At 58.2% G+C, this 15,713-nt stretch carries 12 protein-coding genes; 5 read left to right on the top strand and 7 right to left on the bottom strand.

The features are described from left to right. Position 1: 1 nt before the first annotated feature. On the bottom strand, positions 2-1,336 hold the full coding sequence (gene aptA / locus ACQZ60_RS18385) for an omega-aminotransferase AptA (RefSeq protein ID WP_020811493.1): 1,335 nt from the start codon (positions 1,334-1,336) through the stop codon (positions 2-4). Positions 1,337-1,481: 145 nt separating this feature from the next. Between aptA and ACQZ60_RS18380 the strand changes: the two genes are divergently transcribed. The 4 genes from ACQZ60_RS18380 (at position 1,482) to ACQZ60_RS18365 (ending at position 6,099) form a co-directional block, all read left to right on the top strand. Next, positions 1,482-2,030: a cupin domain-containing protein gene (locus tag ACQZ60_RS18380; protein ID WP_003523802.1), complete on the top strand. Its 549-nt coding sequence runs from the start codon at positions 1,482-1,484 to the stop codon at positions 2,028-2,030. Between the two features lie 619 nt (positions 2,031-2,649). Continuing rightward, entirely contained in the window at positions 2,650-3,330 is a 681-nt protein-coding gene (locus ACQZ60_RS18375) for a sugar transferase (RefSeq protein ID WP_003523803.1), read from the top strand. Positions 3,331-3,524: 194 nt separating this feature from the next. Beyond that, entirely contained in the window at positions 3,525-4,781 is a 1,257-nt protein-coding gene (locus ACQZ60_RS18370; RefSeq protein WP_059762631.1) for a polysaccharide biosynthesis/export family protein, read from the top strand. Between the two features lie 7 nt (positions 4,782-4,788). Then, entirely contained in the window at positions 4,789-6,099 is a 1,311-nt protein-coding gene (locus tag ACQZ60_RS18365; protein ID WP_448735835.1) for an O-antigen ligase family protein, read from the top strand. A 78-nt stretch (positions 6,100-6,177) separates the two neighbouring features. Here ACQZ60_RS18365 and ACQZ60_RS18360 read toward each other — a convergent pair whose 3' ends face one another. The 5 genes from ACQZ60_RS18360 to ACQZ60_RS18340 all read right to left on the bottom strand — a co-directional run bounded on the left by ACQZ60_RS18360 (position 6,178) and on the right by ACQZ60_RS18340 (position 13,549). Then, a complete protein-coding gene (locus ACQZ60_RS18360) occupies positions 6,178-6,672 on the bottom strand; it encodes a hypothetical protein (RefSeq protein ID WP_035262271.1) in 495 nt (164 codons plus the stop codon). Positions 6,673-6,757: 85 nt separating this feature from the next. Beyond that, complete coding sequence (locus ACQZ60_RS18355; protein WP_035262274.1) at positions 6,758-8,116, bottom strand: HlyD family type I secretion periplasmic adaptor subunit; 1,359 nt, start codon at positions 8,114-8,116, stop codon at positions 6,758-6,760. An 8-nt stretch (positions 8,117-8,124) separates the two neighbouring features. Beyond that, on the bottom strand, positions 8,125-10,329 hold the full coding sequence (locus ACQZ60_RS18350; RefSeq protein ID WP_080854558.1) for a type I secretion system permease/ATPase: 2,205 nt from the start codon (positions 10,327-10,329) through the stop codon (positions 8,125-8,127). 83 nt (positions 10,330-10,412) lie between these two features. After that, entirely contained in the window at positions 10,413-12,431 is a 2,019-nt protein-coding gene (locus ACQZ60_RS18345; RefSeq protein ID WP_196379037.1) for a hypothetical protein, read from the bottom strand. 152 nt (positions 12,432-12,583) lie between these two features. Then, positions 12,584-13,549: a hypothetical protein gene (locus tag ACQZ60_RS18340; RefSeq protein WP_035262284.1), complete on the bottom strand. Its 966-nt coding sequence runs from the start codon at positions 13,547-13,549 to the stop codon at positions 12,584-12,586. Positions 13,550-14,462: 913 nt separating this feature from the next. Here ACQZ60_RS18340 and ACQZ60_RS18335 point away from each other — a divergent pair. Next, the gene (locus ACQZ60_RS18335) at positions 14,463-15,236 is read left to right on the top strand and encodes a helix-turn-helix domain-containing protein (protein WP_035262289.1); all 774 of its coding nucleotides are present in this window, start codon (positions 14,463-14,465) and stop codon (positions 15,234-15,236) included. A gap of 59 nt (positions 15,237-15,295) precedes the next feature. Here ACQZ60_RS18335 and ACQZ60_RS18330 read toward each other — a convergent pair whose 3' ends face one another. Further along, complete coding sequence (locus tag ACQZ60_RS18330) at positions 15,296-15,646, bottom strand: hypothetical protein (RefSeq protein WP_035262291.1); 351 nt, start codon at positions 15,644-15,646, stop codon at positions 15,296-15,298. Positions 15,647-15,713 lie beyond the last annotated feature (67 nt).

The following is a 15,713-nucleotide window of genomic DNA, read 5'->3' as shown; positions in this document are numbered from 1 at the left end:
TTTACTGCGCGCGCTTCAGCGCATCGCCGAGGATCGAGACGATATCGTCGAAATGGGATTTTTCGGCGATCAGCGGCGGCGAAAGGGCGATGATGTCGCCGGTGACGCGAATGAGCAGGCCGCGCTCGAAGCAATCCACGAAGACATCATAGGCGCGTGCGCCAGCGGCACCGTCGCGCGATTGCAGCTCGATGCCGGCGATGAAGCCGATGGTGCGGATGTCGATGACATTCGGCAGGCCCTTCAGGGAATGGATGGCGTCGTGCCAGACATCCTGCAATTCGGCCGCGCGGGTGAAAAGGCCCTCATCGCGATAGATATCAAGCGTCGCGATGCCGGCGGCGCAGGCGACGGGGTGGCCGGAATAGGTATAGCCGTGGAACAGCTCGATCTGGTTTTCCGGCCCATGCATCAGCGCATCGTGCACCTTGCGGCTGGTGAAGACCGCACCCATCGGGATCGCGCCGTTAGTCAGTCCCTTGGCGGTGGTGACGATATCGGGCGTAACGCCGAAATAATTGGTGGCGAAGGTGGAGCCCATGCGGCCGAAACCGGTGATGACCTCATCGAAGATCAAGAGGATGCCGTGCTTGTCGCAGATGGCGCGCAGGCGCTCCAGATAACCCTTCGGCGGCACCAGCACGCCGGTGGAGCCGGCGACCGGTTCGACGATGCAGGCTGCGATGGTTTCCGCGCCATGCAGGGCGACCAGACGTTCCAGATCGTCCGCAAGTTCGGCGCCGTGCTCGGGCTGGCCCTTCACGAAGCTGTTCTTCGCCGGATCATGGGTATGACGCAGGTGGTCTGCGGGAATTTGCGGGAAAACGCGACGGTTGTTGACGAGGCCGCCCACGGAGATGCCGCCGAAACCGACGCCATGATAACCGCGCTCACGACCGATCAAGCGGCTGCGGGTGCCCTGGCCGATGGCGCGCTGATAGGCGATGGCGATCTTCAGCGCCGTATCGACCGATTCCGACCCGGAGCCGGTATAGAAGACACGGTCCAGTTTCGCGCCTTCCGGGCCGGGCGCAATTTCCACCAGCCGCTCGGCGAATTCAAAGGCAACCGGGTGGCCCATCTGGAAGGAGGGCGCGTAATCCATTGTCGAAAGCTGGTGCTTGACGGCAGATGCGATCTGCTGGCGGCCGTGGCCGGCATTGACGCACCAAAGGCCAGCCGTGCCGTCGAGAACTTGGCGACCGTCATTGCTGGTGTAATACATGCCCTCGGCGCTCGTCAGCAGGCGGGGATTGGCCTTGAACTGCCGGTTGGCGGTAAACGGCATCCAGTAGCTATCAAGCGAGGTGGAATTGGATCGGCTCGGGTTGTCCATTGTGGTCTCCTGTTCGTTGCCGGTGATTGAATGCTATTTTCGCGACTGAACAAGCCCTTTTCTCTCTGTGGCCAAGCCATTGAAAATGCTATAGGCCTGAACTCGGGTTTTCGATATTTCGAACAAGGGCAACGGGGGCTCAGGCATGTCGGTGGATATAGGCGGGCGTTTGCGCCATTTGCGGCTGCGCCACAACATTTCCCAGCGGGAACTGGCAAGGCGTGCCGGTGTCACCAATTCGACGATTTCTCTGATCGAATCCAACACCTCGAACCCTTCCGTCGGCGCGCTGAAGCGCATTCTTGATGGCATACCGATCGGCCTTGCCGAGTTTTTCGCTTTCGAGCCGGAGACGAGCCGCAAGGCTTTTTACCGGGCGGATGAGTTGGTTGAAATCGGCAAGGGGCCGATATCCTTCCGACAGGTGGGTGAGAATGTCTTCGGCCGAAGCCTGCAAATCCTCAAGGAATGTTATCAGCCGGGTGCCGATACCGGCAAGGTGCCGCTGGTTCACGATGGCGAGGAAGGAGGAATCATCCTCTCCGGACGGCTGGAAGTGACGGTCGACGAAGAGAGGCGGGTGCTCGGGCCGGGGGATGCCTATTATTTCGAAAGCCGCAGGCCGCATCGTTTCCGTTGCGTCGGTCCCGTGCCCTGTGAGGTCATCAGCGCCTGCACACCGCCAACCTTCTGATTCCAGCGGTTTTTGCGCCTCGTAACGCTCTTGGAACGGTCAAGTCGGGGCAATTCGGTAAAAAATGGCCGGCAGCTACGGCAATTTTGCGTGGCTGCCATGACTAGAATGCAGTTTCTTGCCACTCTTTTGCCGTGTTTGCGCCCTTTTAGCAATTTTTCCATCGCTTTTTCTTGGCGGCCTGGCAATGTCAGGCAAAAAAATCCCTACGGATATGTCAAATTTTATATGCATTGCCACAATCTTGCTGCGATGCAAAAAATTTTTATATTCTGTTACAGACGTGGCTGTTCTTAACGTTCCTGTCTCATCTCGCCAAGTCATAAGAAACACATAAGAAAAGACTGTCGCTGGCACAAAACCCAATACATGCCGGGGCGGTACCCATGCTCTCAACACATGGCCCTCGGCACATTTGTTGCTTTTTTATGCAACCGTTAATATTGCCCGGACGTTGATCGGCCGCTCGCGCAAGAAATCGCATAGACGGTTATGGCCAATGTGCCTTACAAAAAATCCATTAGCATCAAATTCCGAACACAGACTTGTTATCTCTTTTAGACGGAAAGACGCGCCTCCGGGCACCGACCAATCGCAAAACATAAATGGAGTTCTCTCTATGAAGTCCGCGACCCAATCGGCTGAACAGACACTCAGCAGCTCCGAAGACTTCGATGTCAGTTTCCCTATCGGGGGCATCGCAAAACGCAGCTTCGATATGACATCGGCTGCGCTTGCGCTGCTCATCTTCAGCCCGATATTCCTGTTGATCGCCGCGCTGGTGAAATTGTCCGATCCAGGCCCGATCTTTTATGGCCACCGGCGTGTGGGACATAATGGCCGCTATTTCCATTGCCTGAAGTTCAGGACGATGGCGATGAACGGCGATGAGATTCTGCGGCAATATCTTGCCGCCAATCCGGAAGCCGCCGAAGAATGGCGCGCCACCCGCAAGCTCAAGAACGATCCGCGTGTTACGGCTGTCGGCGCCGTGCTGCGCAAGCTCTCGCTCGACGAACTGCCGCAGCTCCTCAACATCATCCGCGGCGAAATGAGCGTGGTTGGCCCACGCCCGGTCGTCGATGAGGAACTGAGCTACTATGAAAGCGCTGCCGCTTATTATCTCAGCACCCGCCCTGGCCTGACTGGCCTGTGGCAGATCAGCGGCCGTAACGACGTATCCTACAAGACCCGCGTCGCTTTCGACACGCACTATGTGCAGAACTGGTCGATGCGGCAGGATGTCTTCATCATCGTCAAGACCATTCCCGCCGTGTGCCTTTCACGCGGAAGCTACTGAAAACCGATATTGAGTTCGGCTTTATCGATCTTCGTTTCGACACGCACCCCGACCGGGATCCCAAGTCCGGTCTTTGGGTGCGTCATTGGTGCTAATCATACCGGCCGCTTTTCGCGGCGCTGTGCAGCCGGCCTTGCCCAGTTGCGCGACGGCCGGATCGCCCGTGTGGCGATCCGCTAACAGGGAGTTTCCCGATGAACGGCTTGTCTGCCGCCCGCCGCCCGTTTGTGGCCTTCGTATTTGCCGCTTCCGTCGCCCTTTCCGCGCCGCTCTCCGCCATGGCTGCGGATGGTGCTCAATATAAGCTCGGTACCGCTGACAAGCTGCGTATCCGCGTTGCCGAGTGGCAGCCGGCGGATGGCAGCATCCGCAACTGGGATGTGATCAACGGCGATTATTCCGTCGGCCCGTCGGGGGCGCTGTCCCTGCCTTTCATCGGTCAGCTGGATGTTGCGGGCAAGACCCCATCGGAGGTCAGCGAAGAGATTGGAGCCCAGCTTCAGAGCAAGTTCGCCCTTCGCAATCTGCCTTCGGCCTCCGTCGAGATCGCGCAGTTCCGGCCGATCTTCTTGAGCGGCGACGTGCAGACGCCGGGTGAATATCCCTATGCCGCCAATCTCACAGTGCTGAAGGCGGTCAGCCTTGCCGGCGGCCTGCGGCGCTCGGATGCCGGGCAGCGTTTTGCCCGCGACTTCATCAATGCCCGCGGTGACGCCGCCGTCTATGACAACCAGCGTGCAAGACTGCTCGCCCGTCAGGCGCGGCTGGTCGCAGAGGTCAAGGGTGACGCGACCATCGCCAAGACGCCTGAAATGGAAAAGATCGGCGAGATTGATGTGCTGCTGGCCAGCGAAAGCGCGCTGATGAAATCGCGCACCGAACGTTACACCCTGCAGCTCAAGGCGCTGACCGACCTGCATGCTCTTCTGCAGAGCGAAGTCGAATCCCTGAAGAAGAAATCGGAAACGCAGAATCGTCAGCTCCAGCTTGCCAACGAGGACCGCGACCGCGTCAACCGGCTGAACGAACAGGGGCTCGCGCTGTCGCAGCGGCGTATTTCCGCGGAAGAACGCGCGGCGGAAGTGGAATCCAACCTGCTCGATATCGATACGCAGTCGCTGCGCGCCAAACAGGATATCAACAAGGCGACGCAGGACGAGATCAACCTGCGTAACGACTGGGTGGCGCAGCGCTCCAAGGAATTGCAGGACACGGAAGCGGAACTGGACAAGCTCAATCTGCAACTGACCACCAGCCGCGAATTGATGTCGGAAGCGTTGGCGCAATCGGCCGAAGCGATCCGTTTCGACCCGTCGGGCAAGTCCGCGACGATCGGCTATGTCGTGGTGCGTGAGGAAAACGGCAAGCCGAAGGAGCTGAAGGTGGATGAAAACGCCATGCTCCAGCCCGGCGATGTCATCAAGGTCTCGTCTGAAATCCTGATGCAGTGAGGTTTCAATGCGGATCGCCAAATCGGCGCTGATCGATCCCGAACGCAATGAGATTTACGGAATGGCGGCGGTTGCGCTGTCATTCTTCGTCTTCGCTTACTCGTCGCGTTTCGGGCAAATCTCGGTTCTGGCCTATTATGGCATGTGGCTGCCGCTGGTGGTGGTCGATTACCGGCGCGTGCTTGGCAATTATCCGCGCTATCTCTGGATATTCGCCTTCGGCATCTTGACGGTTCTGTCCAGTTTCTGGTCGGAAGCGGCGTCGGTGACCATGCGCGCCTCCATCCAGTATATGACGCATATCGTCTGCGCGCTGATCGCCATGCGGGTGATCTCCATCCGGACGTTGACGCGCGGGGCGCTGATCGGCATCGCCGTCGTTCTGCTCTATTCGCTGCTATTCGGCATTTATCTCTTCGATGCGCTGGATGGCACCTATAGTTTCGTCGGCGCTTTTTCTTCCAAGAACCAGCTCGGCTTTTATGCCTCGCTCGGCGTCATTTTCGCCGCCGCATCGGCGCTGGTGCTCAAGCAAAGGGGCATCTGGTTGCCGATTGCCGGCGTCACCGGGCTTCTGTCGGCCTATAGCCTCCTTGCGTCCCAATCGGCCACATCTACTATTACCACGGCGGCGGTGGTCGCGCTCATCATCGGCTTCATTCCCATCGGCATGCTTTCGCCGGCGAACCGAAAGATGACGTTTTTTGTGCTGGGCGGTCTCGGCGCATTGCTGGCTGTCGCATCCCTGCAATTCGGCCTGCTGGACGCAATTCTCGGCATTTTCGGCAAGGATTCGACGCTGACCGGCCGAACTTACCTCTGGCAGCAGGGCATCGAGGCGGCGAAACAGACGCCGATCCTCGGCGTCGGTTATCAGGGGTTCTGGGTTGCGGGTTTTCCCGATGCCGAACGGTTGTGGAACGATTTCTTCATTACCGGCCGCAGCGGCTTCCATTTCCATAATACCTATATCGAAACCGTGGTGGAAAACGGCTTCGTTGGCATGCTGCTGCTTGGCATGGTGCTTTACGGAACGCTGCTCGGGCATCTGCGCTCGGTGCTGATGCGCAAGAGCGATCCGCAGGGCGTCATCCTGTTTTCGATCTGCGCCCTGTTTGTCGTGCGTTCCTTCGTGGAGATCGACATCATCTTCCCCTACCAGATCGGCTCGTTCCTACTTTATTTCGCAGCCGGTAAACTGTGCCTTCCGGCAAGGGCTGCGGAGGGCAGCGTTCACCTGACTGGAGTTCGTGGCGGTTTCTCTCTCCGTCATTCCGGCCATGGGCCGGAATCCAGCCAGCCCAAGTCCTTGGGCTGAAAGAACCCGTCTTCGCCGCGCGAGAGCCGCGTCGGCTGAATTCCGGCTCAAGGCCGGAATGACGTAGGCGAGGTGGTTCTAAAGATAATCCGCAGAGACATGCGGACTGGCGTGGATGAAACTCCACATGTCCTTGCTGACCTCGACGATGTCGGCGATCGATTTTTCGAGCTGTCCGATTTCCTTCTCGTCCATGCGCTCCACCTTGCCGTAGCGCACCTGGCTGTCATCCTCCACCAGCCGCATGAGTTGCGTGCTGGCGATTTCGCCTTTTTCGTCGAAGGAATAGATGCAGTGATTATATTTGTTGCGCGTCTTCGCTTCCTTCTTCAGCCGCGCCATGATGGAGAGGATGGTCTTGCGGTCCTTCGCATCGGTGGAGGGAAGCTTCGCCAGGCGCTCGATCAGATCCATGCGCGCCCGCGTGGTGTTGAGCGTCAGGAACACGACGATGGCCGCTTCCTTTTCCACTTTCAGGAGATGGACGATCAGATAGATCATCAGGCTTTCCGTGTTGGTCCACACGTAATTCAGCCTGCCGACCAGCAGCAATACATCCGACATCGCCGCCATGCTGCTTCTCCCGCCCCGACGAAACATATTTGGATATTATATGCCGACCGCTGCGGAAAAGACAGTGTAGGTTACTGATATTTCTTCATCTTTCCTTGAAAGCACGGGACATGCTGTCGGAGATCGGCTTGGTCAGATATTCGAAGAAGGTACGCTCCGAAGTCTGGATCAGCACATCGGCCGGCATGCCGGGCACGGGATGAAAATTGTGAACCTTGGCGATTTCCTCGTCGGGTATCTGCACCCGCACGATATAGACGTCCTTGACCTGAAGGCCGGCATTTTCCTCGATGCTGTCGGCGGAAACGTAAAAGACCTTGCCGTTCAGAACCGGTGTGGTGCGGCGGTTGAGCGCCGACAGGCGGATCGCGGCGGTCTGGCCCTCATGCAGCTGATCGATGGAGGTCCTGAGCACCTGCGCCTCCAGAATAAGGGGCACATGAGCGGGCAGGATTTCCATGATCGGCTTGCCGGTGGTGATGACACCGCCCGGCGTGTGGTAATAGGCGCGCACCACGGTTCCGTTGACGGGGGAGCGGATGACGGTGCGTTCCAGCACTTCGGCGGCGCCACGAACCTGTTCGCGCACGCTGTCGAGATCGGATTCGGCGGTTTCCAGCGCATCGAGCGCCGCCTGCTTGTTGGCGTTGACGGCAATGACCGCTTCCTGCCGGAACTTGGCGATTTCCGCCTCGCTCTGGTTCATTTCGCCGCTCAGCCGGGCGATGTCGCCCATGGCGTCGGCGATGGCGCGCTCCAGCGCCAGCATGTCGGTCTTGCGGATGACGCCGTCCTTGGCGAGCCGCTCCTTGGAGTCGCGCTCTTGCGTCAAAAGCGCCAATTGCCGGTCGAAGGACTGTTTTTGGCCGTCATAGCCCGCATAGCGGAACTCCAGCGACCGGATATTTTTGTCGATCAGGTTCATCTGTTCCTCAAGCTTGATGAGCTTGCTGTGGAACACGATGTTCTGGCTCTGGATGATGGAATTGATATCCGGATCGCCGGCTTCCTTCATGACGATATCCGGCACCTTGAAGCTTTTTGCGCCCTGGGCCTCGGCGCGCAGGCGCACCACGATGGTTTCGAGGCGAAGCCGCCGCAGTTGCAGCATGCGTTCGTTGGCAAGCGCCGTCGTTTTGTCCAGCGTCAGAAGAACGTCGCCTTCCTTGACCGTGTCGCCTTCGCTGACCATCATTTCCTTGATGATGCCGCCTTCCAGATGCTGGACCACCTTGTTGTTGCCGGTGGCGACGAAACTGCCCTGGGCGATGATGGCGGAGGAGAGCGGCGCAGTGCCGGCCCAGAATCCGAAACCGCCGAAGGAGGCGAGCAGCACGGCAAGACCGATCGAGCTGTGCAGGCGGATCGAGCGCGGCACCTCGCTGTACCATTCGAGCTGGCCCTGGGGTTTGACTTCGGCAATGGCGTTTTTCTTTTTGAACATGACGGTTCTCAACCCTCGATCTGCGGGGACTGGTTGGCCTGGCGGCCATTGCCGGAAAGCGCCTTCAGCACGTCCATCCTTTCGCCGAACATGGCGACCGATCCGTCCTTCAGCACCATGATCTTGTCGACGCATTGAAGCAGCGCCGGCCGCTGGGTGATGGTGACGGTGGTGATGCCCTGTCTTTTGGCATGCAGCAGCGCCTTGGCCAGCGCCTGTTCGCCCTGCGTATCCAGATTGGAGTTGGGCTCATCCAGCACCACGAATTTGGGATCGCCGAAAAAGGCGCGGGCAAGCGCGATGCGCTGTTTCTGGCCGCCGGAAAGCGGTGCGCCATCGGCGGCGACCACGGTTTCATAACCCTGCGGGAAACCGGCAATCAGCTCGTGCACATCGGCCAGCACCGCCGCCTCATAAATCTGCCGGTCCTCGATATCGTCGCGCATGCGGCAGATATTGGCCTTGATGGTGCCGGGGAAAAGCTGCACGTCCTGCGGCAGATAACCGATGCTTTCACCGAATTGTCGCTGGTCCCAGTTGCGCAGATCCATGAGATCGAGACGTACATTGCCTGACGTGGGCAGGATGGAGCCGACCAGCATCTTGCCGAGCGTCGTCTTGCCGGAACCGGAATTGCCGATGATGGCGAGCGACTCTCCCTTTTTCAGCGAAAAGGAAATGCCGTTCAAAATCACCTTCTTCTGCGGCGGCGGCACGAAGAGGATGCGCTCGACGTCGAGACGCCCTTCCGGATTGGGCAGGCGCAGGCGCGGGAAATTGAGCGGCGAATTGATGAGAAGCTGCTTGATGCGGCCATAGGAGGCGGCAGATTTATTGAACTGGTGCCAGCCTTCTATGGCGCCTTCGATGGGCGCCAGCGCCCGGCCGGAAATGATGGAGGCTGCAATCACCATGCCGCCGGTCAGTTCGCCGGATAGCGACAGATGCGCGCCCCAGCCGAGCAGCGCCACCTGGGTAATCATACGCGCCGCCTTGGAAACGCCGGAGAACATAATGTTGCGATCCTGCGCCGCCACATGCGATTTCAGCGAACCGGCGGTTTCGCGGCCCCACATCTTCACCGCTTCGGGGATCATGGCGAGCGCATTGATGATCTGCGAATTGCGCGACATGGAATCGAGGTGGAAATTGGCGCGGCTGAGATAACCGGAAGCCTCGGAGAACTGTCTTGCGGTGAAGCGCTGGTTCAGCCAGGCGATGCCGAACAGCACGACGCAGCAGACCATGATGATGATGCCGAGATGCGGATGGACGAGATAGACCACCACGATGAAGAGTGGCATCAGCGGCGCATCGAGAAAGGCGATGAGCGTGCCGGAGGTGAGGAAGGAGCGCAATTGCTGTAGATCCTGCAAGGTCTGGTAGTCCTTGCCACTGCCATGCAGGGAGGCGCGGGCGGCGGCGGACAGGATCGGCGCGCCAAGCTGCACCTCGAGTTCGACGGCGGTGCGCATCAGGATGAAGCGGCGGATGGCGTCCATGAAGGCCTGCAGCAGAACCGCGCCAAGGACGGCGACCGTCAGCATCACCAGCGTATCCATCGAGCGGCTGGTCAGAACCCGGTCGGAAATCTGGAACAGATAAAGCGGGATGGCGAGCAGCAGGACGTTGATGGCGACCGTGAACAGCATCACCACCACCATGTTGCGCCGCACGGCGGCGATGCCCTTGGCAAGGCTTGCGGCGAAGTTGATCGGCTCGCTGCGTTTGTGAAAACCGCTCTGGCTTCCACCGCCGCCGCCACCGCCGCCGCCACCGCCATTGTCCGTCGGCTCCTTGCCGCCGCCGCCCGTCACCGGCCGGCGTTCGTTTTCACGGATCGGTCCGTCATTATTGTCGATGGTCTTGACGAAAGGCAGGTCGGCATTGTCGATCTTGGCCTGCGGTTCCGGCGGGGAGGCAGGTTGCCGGTCCCGTTGAGGTGCCGGCCTTTCCGGGGGAACATCCCGCAACTGTTCCGCCTGCTCCGTTTTTGCATGCGGTTGGGAGAGAACTTGTGGGGAGGCGGTCTGTGCAGGGGAGGAAACTTCTTTCGCCGTCTGTTCCGCGCCGGATAATTGGCGCAGGTTTTCGACGGCTTCATTGATTGCTGAAATACAAGCGTCTGTCAGTTTGCTGTCTTCCGCGTCCTGATCCAGCGGCAAGTCCAGCGAGCGTCCGTCGGCAATGGTTTTTCTAGAAATATGATCCATTTTATATCGGTCCCCTCGGTGATCTAGCGGTGTTTGCGGTTCCGGCTGCGGCGGGGTGCGTTTGCAGCCCCGCCTGCCAGAGGTTACGCAACGACCGTCTGCATGACGTCGGCCGGATGGGCATTCGACCATGACAGGTCGTGACCGGCATTGATGACGCCATTGGATTCGTTTTCGATGGTGGCGGGATCGTCGTGAAGAAAGGCGATGACCTCGTTTGCCAGTTGGCCTTGCTGGGGTTGCGACGTGTCGTTTTCGATGATGCCGCCCTGTATCAGTATGGCATCGGAATAAACGCCGCCGGCGACATAGGTGGTGGAGCCGAAGCTGTCGTAGTCGACGATCTGCGCCAGATTGACCACGGCGTTGCTGCCGGTATCGATATGGACTGTGGCGTCCTCGTTATTTTCGAGAACCTTGGCGGCGGCCTGCGTCACATCGTCGGAATCGCCCAGGACGCTCACCTGTTTTATGATGCTGACATCGTAGAGATTGCCGGTGATATAGAGGACGTTCAGACCCTCATAGCCGGCGAAATTGACGTCATGGGCAAGCGCATCCGGCATGTTGGGATCGCGCTCGTTGATGGCGTTGACCGTCTGGTTCATATAGTCCGGCATGGTTTCGAAACGATCGTTGCTGCCGACATTGTGAATGGCGGCGTCGTTCCACAGCAGGTTGTTGCCGGACTGGATGGTGGCGCCGTCCGGCGCATCGGGATTGGCGCGCGCCCAGTCATTGTCGTAGAGCACGGCGATCTGGCTGATGATGTTCATGTCCAGCACATTGCCGCCGACGATGATCAGGTCGTATTGCATGCCGATGCCGAGGAAATTCGCAATGTTGAGCGCGGCGTTGCCGCCAGTCAGCAGGCTGACGGTTGCGCCCGAGGTCGTTATCGTCATCGTGTCGTTGTCGCTGACGAACTGGTATTGCTCGATCCAGTGCACGAAGGAAACGTCGCCTTCCAGCACGCTGACGCGCCAGGCGGTCGGAAATATCGGCGGTTCGCCGTTTTCCTGGCTGCTGTTCTCCGTGTTTTCCGCGCCCGGATAGACGCTGCGCTCGAAGCTGGCGATATTGAAGGCTGCCGTCGCCGCCTGATCTTCCGACCGTGTGAAAACGGAGTCGATCTCGTCCCGGTCGCTATAGATATAGGCCTGGGTGATCGCGTCGATCTGGTGATAGTCACCCATGACGGCGGTTACCGACGTCATGACGCCGGTATTGACCAGCGTGGCGATGTTGGCGACGACATTGGCGCCTGCGGCGACGTCGAGGCTGTTGCCGGCAGGGCTGTCCTCATGCAGCGAAACATCGCTCTTTTCCGGCTCTTCCGCCGGTTTGGCGATGCCGCGATCGGGCATGTAGTCGTCGAGCATCGGCTTTTCGCTGGCTATCGAGCCATTGATGTAAAGCCCATGGATGTCATTGCCGGCCAGAACGAAATCCTGATCCGCGCCGGTGCCGAGCGACGTCACGTCGTTTTCGCGGGCGTGGTCGATATAGTCGTGCGCGGATTTGGCGAGCGCCTGCAGGGCGTCGTAACTGTCGGTGCGCTGGAAACCGGCGAAAGGCGTGAAGACGGACGCTTCATTGTAGAACTCGACGGTGCGCTCTGTCACGAAGCTGGTGTCGCGCCACACATAGGGGCCGTCCGTCATGTTCAGATAGTCGTCGTCCTGAAGAATATTGACCTGCGCCACATGCGCGATGACCGAACCGGGACCGGTGTGAACCACCAGTTCATATTCCTCCTCAAAGGAAAGCCGGCCGGGAAAACGGAAATTGACGCCGGAAATATCGACAGGGATGGCATCTGCGAGCCGCTGCATGTCGTGTTCGACCATGCGTGCGAAATGCGGCTGCAGATAATCGAAATCATAATAGCCGGCGCGGTAGTTGACGCCGGGATCGTAGTCCTTGAGCGGAACGTCATAGTTCTTGTCGAGCAGCTTTGCTGCTTCATCGTCCGGCAAACGGTCCGGATCGGAATGCGCCGGGCCTTCGCTGTAGTTGGTTCTCAGACGCGCTTCCTCGATCACCGTGTCGAACAGGCCGATGAAATGCGCAATCATGTCCGAAATCTTGTCGATATGCATTGGAGGTCCCTCCCTGATCATCGCGGCAGAGCCTTAAGGCTGCGGAGGGCACACGTCCTGGAGGCGGTGCTTCGTTTTACGCAACCCCGGTCCTTCAACCGCGAACTGCACCGGCGGGTGCCGGTGCAGCTCTTTTCGTCAAGAGGTGGTTATCAGGAGTGATCCTCACCGACATCAGACACATGCGAGTTACCGCCTGTGATCGTGACATCAACTGCGTTGGAGAGCATGTTGGCGCCCTGCACCAGTTCCAGATGGAAGCCGGAATTTGCAAGGATTGCCGATGCGTCCGCAGTGCTGGTACCTGCTGCGTCGTCGCCGGCCTTGAGGTCCCATCCCTTGCCGTCGATGCCTTCGGCGCCGAAGGCGTCACCGGCATTGGCGCTCAGGTGGTTTTCCGCACCGCCATTCTGCATCTTGATGTCGTAGGCCTCATCCTGATCCGCCAGGTGGTTGGCCTGCACCATGCTGAAGCCGGTGTCGTTGCCATCGCCGTTGAGCGAGCCGTTGAGGATATTGTCGACATCGAGAGTGAAGGAGAAGTCGTCACCCAGGTTGAAGGTGAGGTCTCCGCCGGCGATGCCGAGATTGCCGACATCCTTGACGCCCGTGATGTTGCCGAAGTCGTCATCCGACTTGTAGAAACTGTCTGCGGAGTTGAAGCTGTCGGAGGTCGTCGTGGTCTTGGTGGAGGTGTCGTTGTCGGAATAGTTGGACGTCTTTGTGTCCGTATCCGTGATCGTTTTCACATTGGTGTCGTTGTCGCTGTACGACTTGCTTTCATAGCTCCAGTCGTAGTCGACCTTGATGTCGGTGTTGGTTTCGGTGCTGGTCTTGGTGGTCGTGTCGTTGTCGCTATAGGACTTGCTGTCATAGCTCCAGTCATAGTCGTTGTCGCGATTGTCACCGTTATTGGCTTCAACATCGATCTTGGCGTCAACATCCACATTGGTGCTGTTGTCGCTGTTGTCGTTGTTGCGGTTTTCACCGTTTGCGGTGCCGACGTTGCTGTCTTCCACCTTGGCGTCATTGGTCGACGTATTCGCGAAACCATCGGAAAGCGCGCCGATCTTGGTGATATCGTCGTCGCTGCCGGATGCCTTGTGATCATAACCCATTTCGATTTCCTCCGAAAAAGCTCGGAGCAGCTTTCGAAATCCCTCTCATCTCAAACGGGATTTTTTCGCGCTTGCTCCAGGTAGCATGAAGATTGATGTTTTGCAGATGCACTCGGTACGCATCATCTGCGGTTCGGTAGTGGCCCGTGAGCGGGCTCTTTTCGTTCAGCCCTTGTGCGCTACTCGGTAAAACGGCGCACAAATCCGTTCCTCGCTCCATAAGGGGAGCGCGGTGGCTTCGTCTTTTCGCTTGCATGTTTTCTTGAAAAGGGACCGGCGTTTTTCAAACACACGTCAAGGCCGGAGGTGTCTTTCCATCGGCCGCCGTTCAGCGACGGTCAGACTGTGCCGCAGAAAAATCGCGCTTCCTAGATATCAATTCGGGCTAAACATATCGGCGCTTTACCCGAATATATATGTCTCAGGCGGTTGTCCGGCGGGTCGTTTGGCCGGTTTGGTCTTAAAAAAACGGCGCTTCGTCCGGGCAGGGCGGCTTTTTCGAGAAACATGGTTTATTTCGGTGGAAAAGGGCCTTTATCCCGAAAAGGAACAGGCTCCAGCGTGCTTCGCCGGCGAGCTATGTAAAGGGATATCAACTAAAAGTTATATTTTCCCGGAAGGCAAAACCACAGCGAAAGCTTTTCCGATGTGATTGTTTTTGCAGCGGTTACAGAATGAACGATTCTATCTCGGCGTAACCTATTTTGTATGTCAATTGTAAAAAATAACCCGTTTGGGCCATTTATTTACACAGCTTTTCGTATTAGCGTGTGTTAATTAACGGGTAATTAATGATAGTTGACATGGCCTAAAGCGGAGAATCGCCCCCAAGTATTCAGGGGAAAGATAGCCGGCGGACAACAGACTGCACAACCAAAAGAAAGTAATGCGTAAGCGCTTGAGGGAGGCGTCAATGTTCATGGGAACGTCAGATTATGCGGCAAAACAAAAAAACGCCGTTGCTCCTATAAATGGAACTTTATTGGTCATAGCGGATCCGGACCTGTTTTCCGAGTGCCTCATGGAGGCGCTGGGCAAAAAGTTCCCCACATTCGCGGTGGTGAGCGTAAGGTCGTCGGCGGGCATCGAGGACGACTACGGTAACAATGTACGGCTGGTTTTGCCTTACCGGATGTCGGGGGATCGTCTTCATGCCGTTCTTTCGGAGGTTCGGGAAAAACATCCCGATGCGCCGATCGCGCTCGTCGTCGAAACCATCGATAAATTCGAGGAGCCGCTGAAAAGGCTGGTGGGAATGCGCGTCATCGATGGCGTGCTGCCGCTCAACCTCAGGCTCGATGTCTTCATGGCGGCTGTGGATCTGCTCATGAAGGGCGGGGAACATTTTCCTGCTGCTCTTCTCGGCAAGCTCACGCCCTATTCGCCTTCGGTCAACAGCAAGAGCGTTCAAAGCAATGCCGTGATCGCCAACCGCGCCGATGCCCTTGCCGCAAGCAGGAGCGACGTGGCGGCGCTGACGACACGCGAGGTGCAAATCCTCGACCTGCTTTGCAAGGGAACGCAAAACAAGATCATCGCTGATCGGCTGCATCTGTCCGAGAACACCGTCAAGGTTCACGTTCGCAATATCTATAAGAAAATGAACGTGCGCAACCGCACGGAGGCGGCGTCGCGCTTCTTCAACAAAGATGAAGACACGACGTTCTCCGGCGGCTGGAAGAACTGAGCGTCAGGGCGGCTAGAGCCGTCCGGACGCCAGTTCCCTCCGGTATTTCTCCAGGAGGCTCAGGGCCTCAGGAAGCAGCGGGATTTCTGCCCGAATCCGCTCGGTGAGCAGATATAGGGAGAGGAGCCCGAGTAGGACTGCCGCGATACCGCGGGTGTGCCCGAGGCATCGGCAACAAGCGTAACGGCCGCGTTGCCGGTTTTTTGATAACCGTAGGACGCCTTTGCCGGAACGACCCTGCTCTTGGTCGTGGCGGTATTGGCCGACGCGGTCTTGATGAGAACGGCGTCTTCGACCACGGAGCATGAAGCCGTCGCGAAGGTGAAAGTTACAAGTGCTGCGGCAACAAGCGCGAAGCGACAATGGCGGGCTGCTTTGCCGCTATGGGAATAAGGCATTTCATTCGTCATGTGTGTCCCCTGAAATCGACTGTCTGTCGCATCTCGCCGGGCGGTTTTGTTCCCGGTGGACCGAGCC

Source organism: Agrobacterium sp. 22-223-1, from assembly GCF_053522385.1.
The sequence above is the reverse complement of the archived record's forward strand: the minus strand, read 5'-3'. Positions and strand labels throughout refer to the sequence as shown.

Coding starts and splice junctions, on each gene's coding strand:
- aptA (WP_020811493.1), bottom strand. CDS start 1,336: ATGGACAACCCGAGCCGATCCAATTCCACCTCGCTTGATAGCTACTGG.
- ACQZ60_RS18380 (WP_003523802.1), top strand. CDS start 1,482: ATGTCGGTGGATATAGGCGGGCGTTTGCGCCATTTGCGGCTGCGCCAC.
- ACQZ60_RS18375 (WP_003523803.1), top strand. CDS start 2,650: ATGAAGTCCGCGACCCAATCGGCTGAACAGACACTCAGCAGCTCCGAA.
- ACQZ60_RS18370 (WP_059762631.1), top strand. CDS start 3,525: ATGAACGGCTTGTCTGCCGCCCGCCGCCCGTTTGTGGCCTTCGTATTT.
- ACQZ60_RS18365 (WP_448735835.1), top strand. CDS start 4,789: ATGCGGATCGCCAAATCGGCGCTGATCGATCCCGAACGCAATGAGATT.
- ACQZ60_RS18360 (WP_035262271.1), bottom strand. CDS start 6,672: ATGGCGGCGATGTCGGATGTATTGCTGCTGGTCGGCAGGCTGAATTAC.
- ACQZ60_RS18355 (WP_035262274.1), bottom strand. CDS start 8,116: ATGTTCAAAAAGAAAAACGCCATTGCCGAAGTCAAACCCCAGGGCCAG.
- ACQZ60_RS18350 (WP_080854558.1), bottom strand. CDS start 10,329: ATGGATCATATTTCTAGAAAAACCATTGCCGACGGACGCTCGCTGGAC.
- ACQZ60_RS18345 (WP_196379037.1), bottom strand. CDS start 12,431: ATGCATATCGACAAGATTTCGGACATGATTGCGCATTTCATCGGCCTG.
- ACQZ60_RS18340 (WP_035262284.1), bottom strand. CDS start 13,549: ATGGGTTATGATCACAAGGCATCCGGCAGCGACGACGATATCACCAAG.
- ACQZ60_RS18335 (WP_035262289.1), top strand. CDS start 14,463: ATGTTCATGGGAACGTCAGATTATGCGGCAAAACAAAAAAACGCCGTT.
- ACQZ60_RS18330 (WP_035262291.1), bottom strand. CDS start 15,646: ATGACGAATGAAATGCCTTATTCCCATAGCGGCAAAGCAGCCCGCCAT.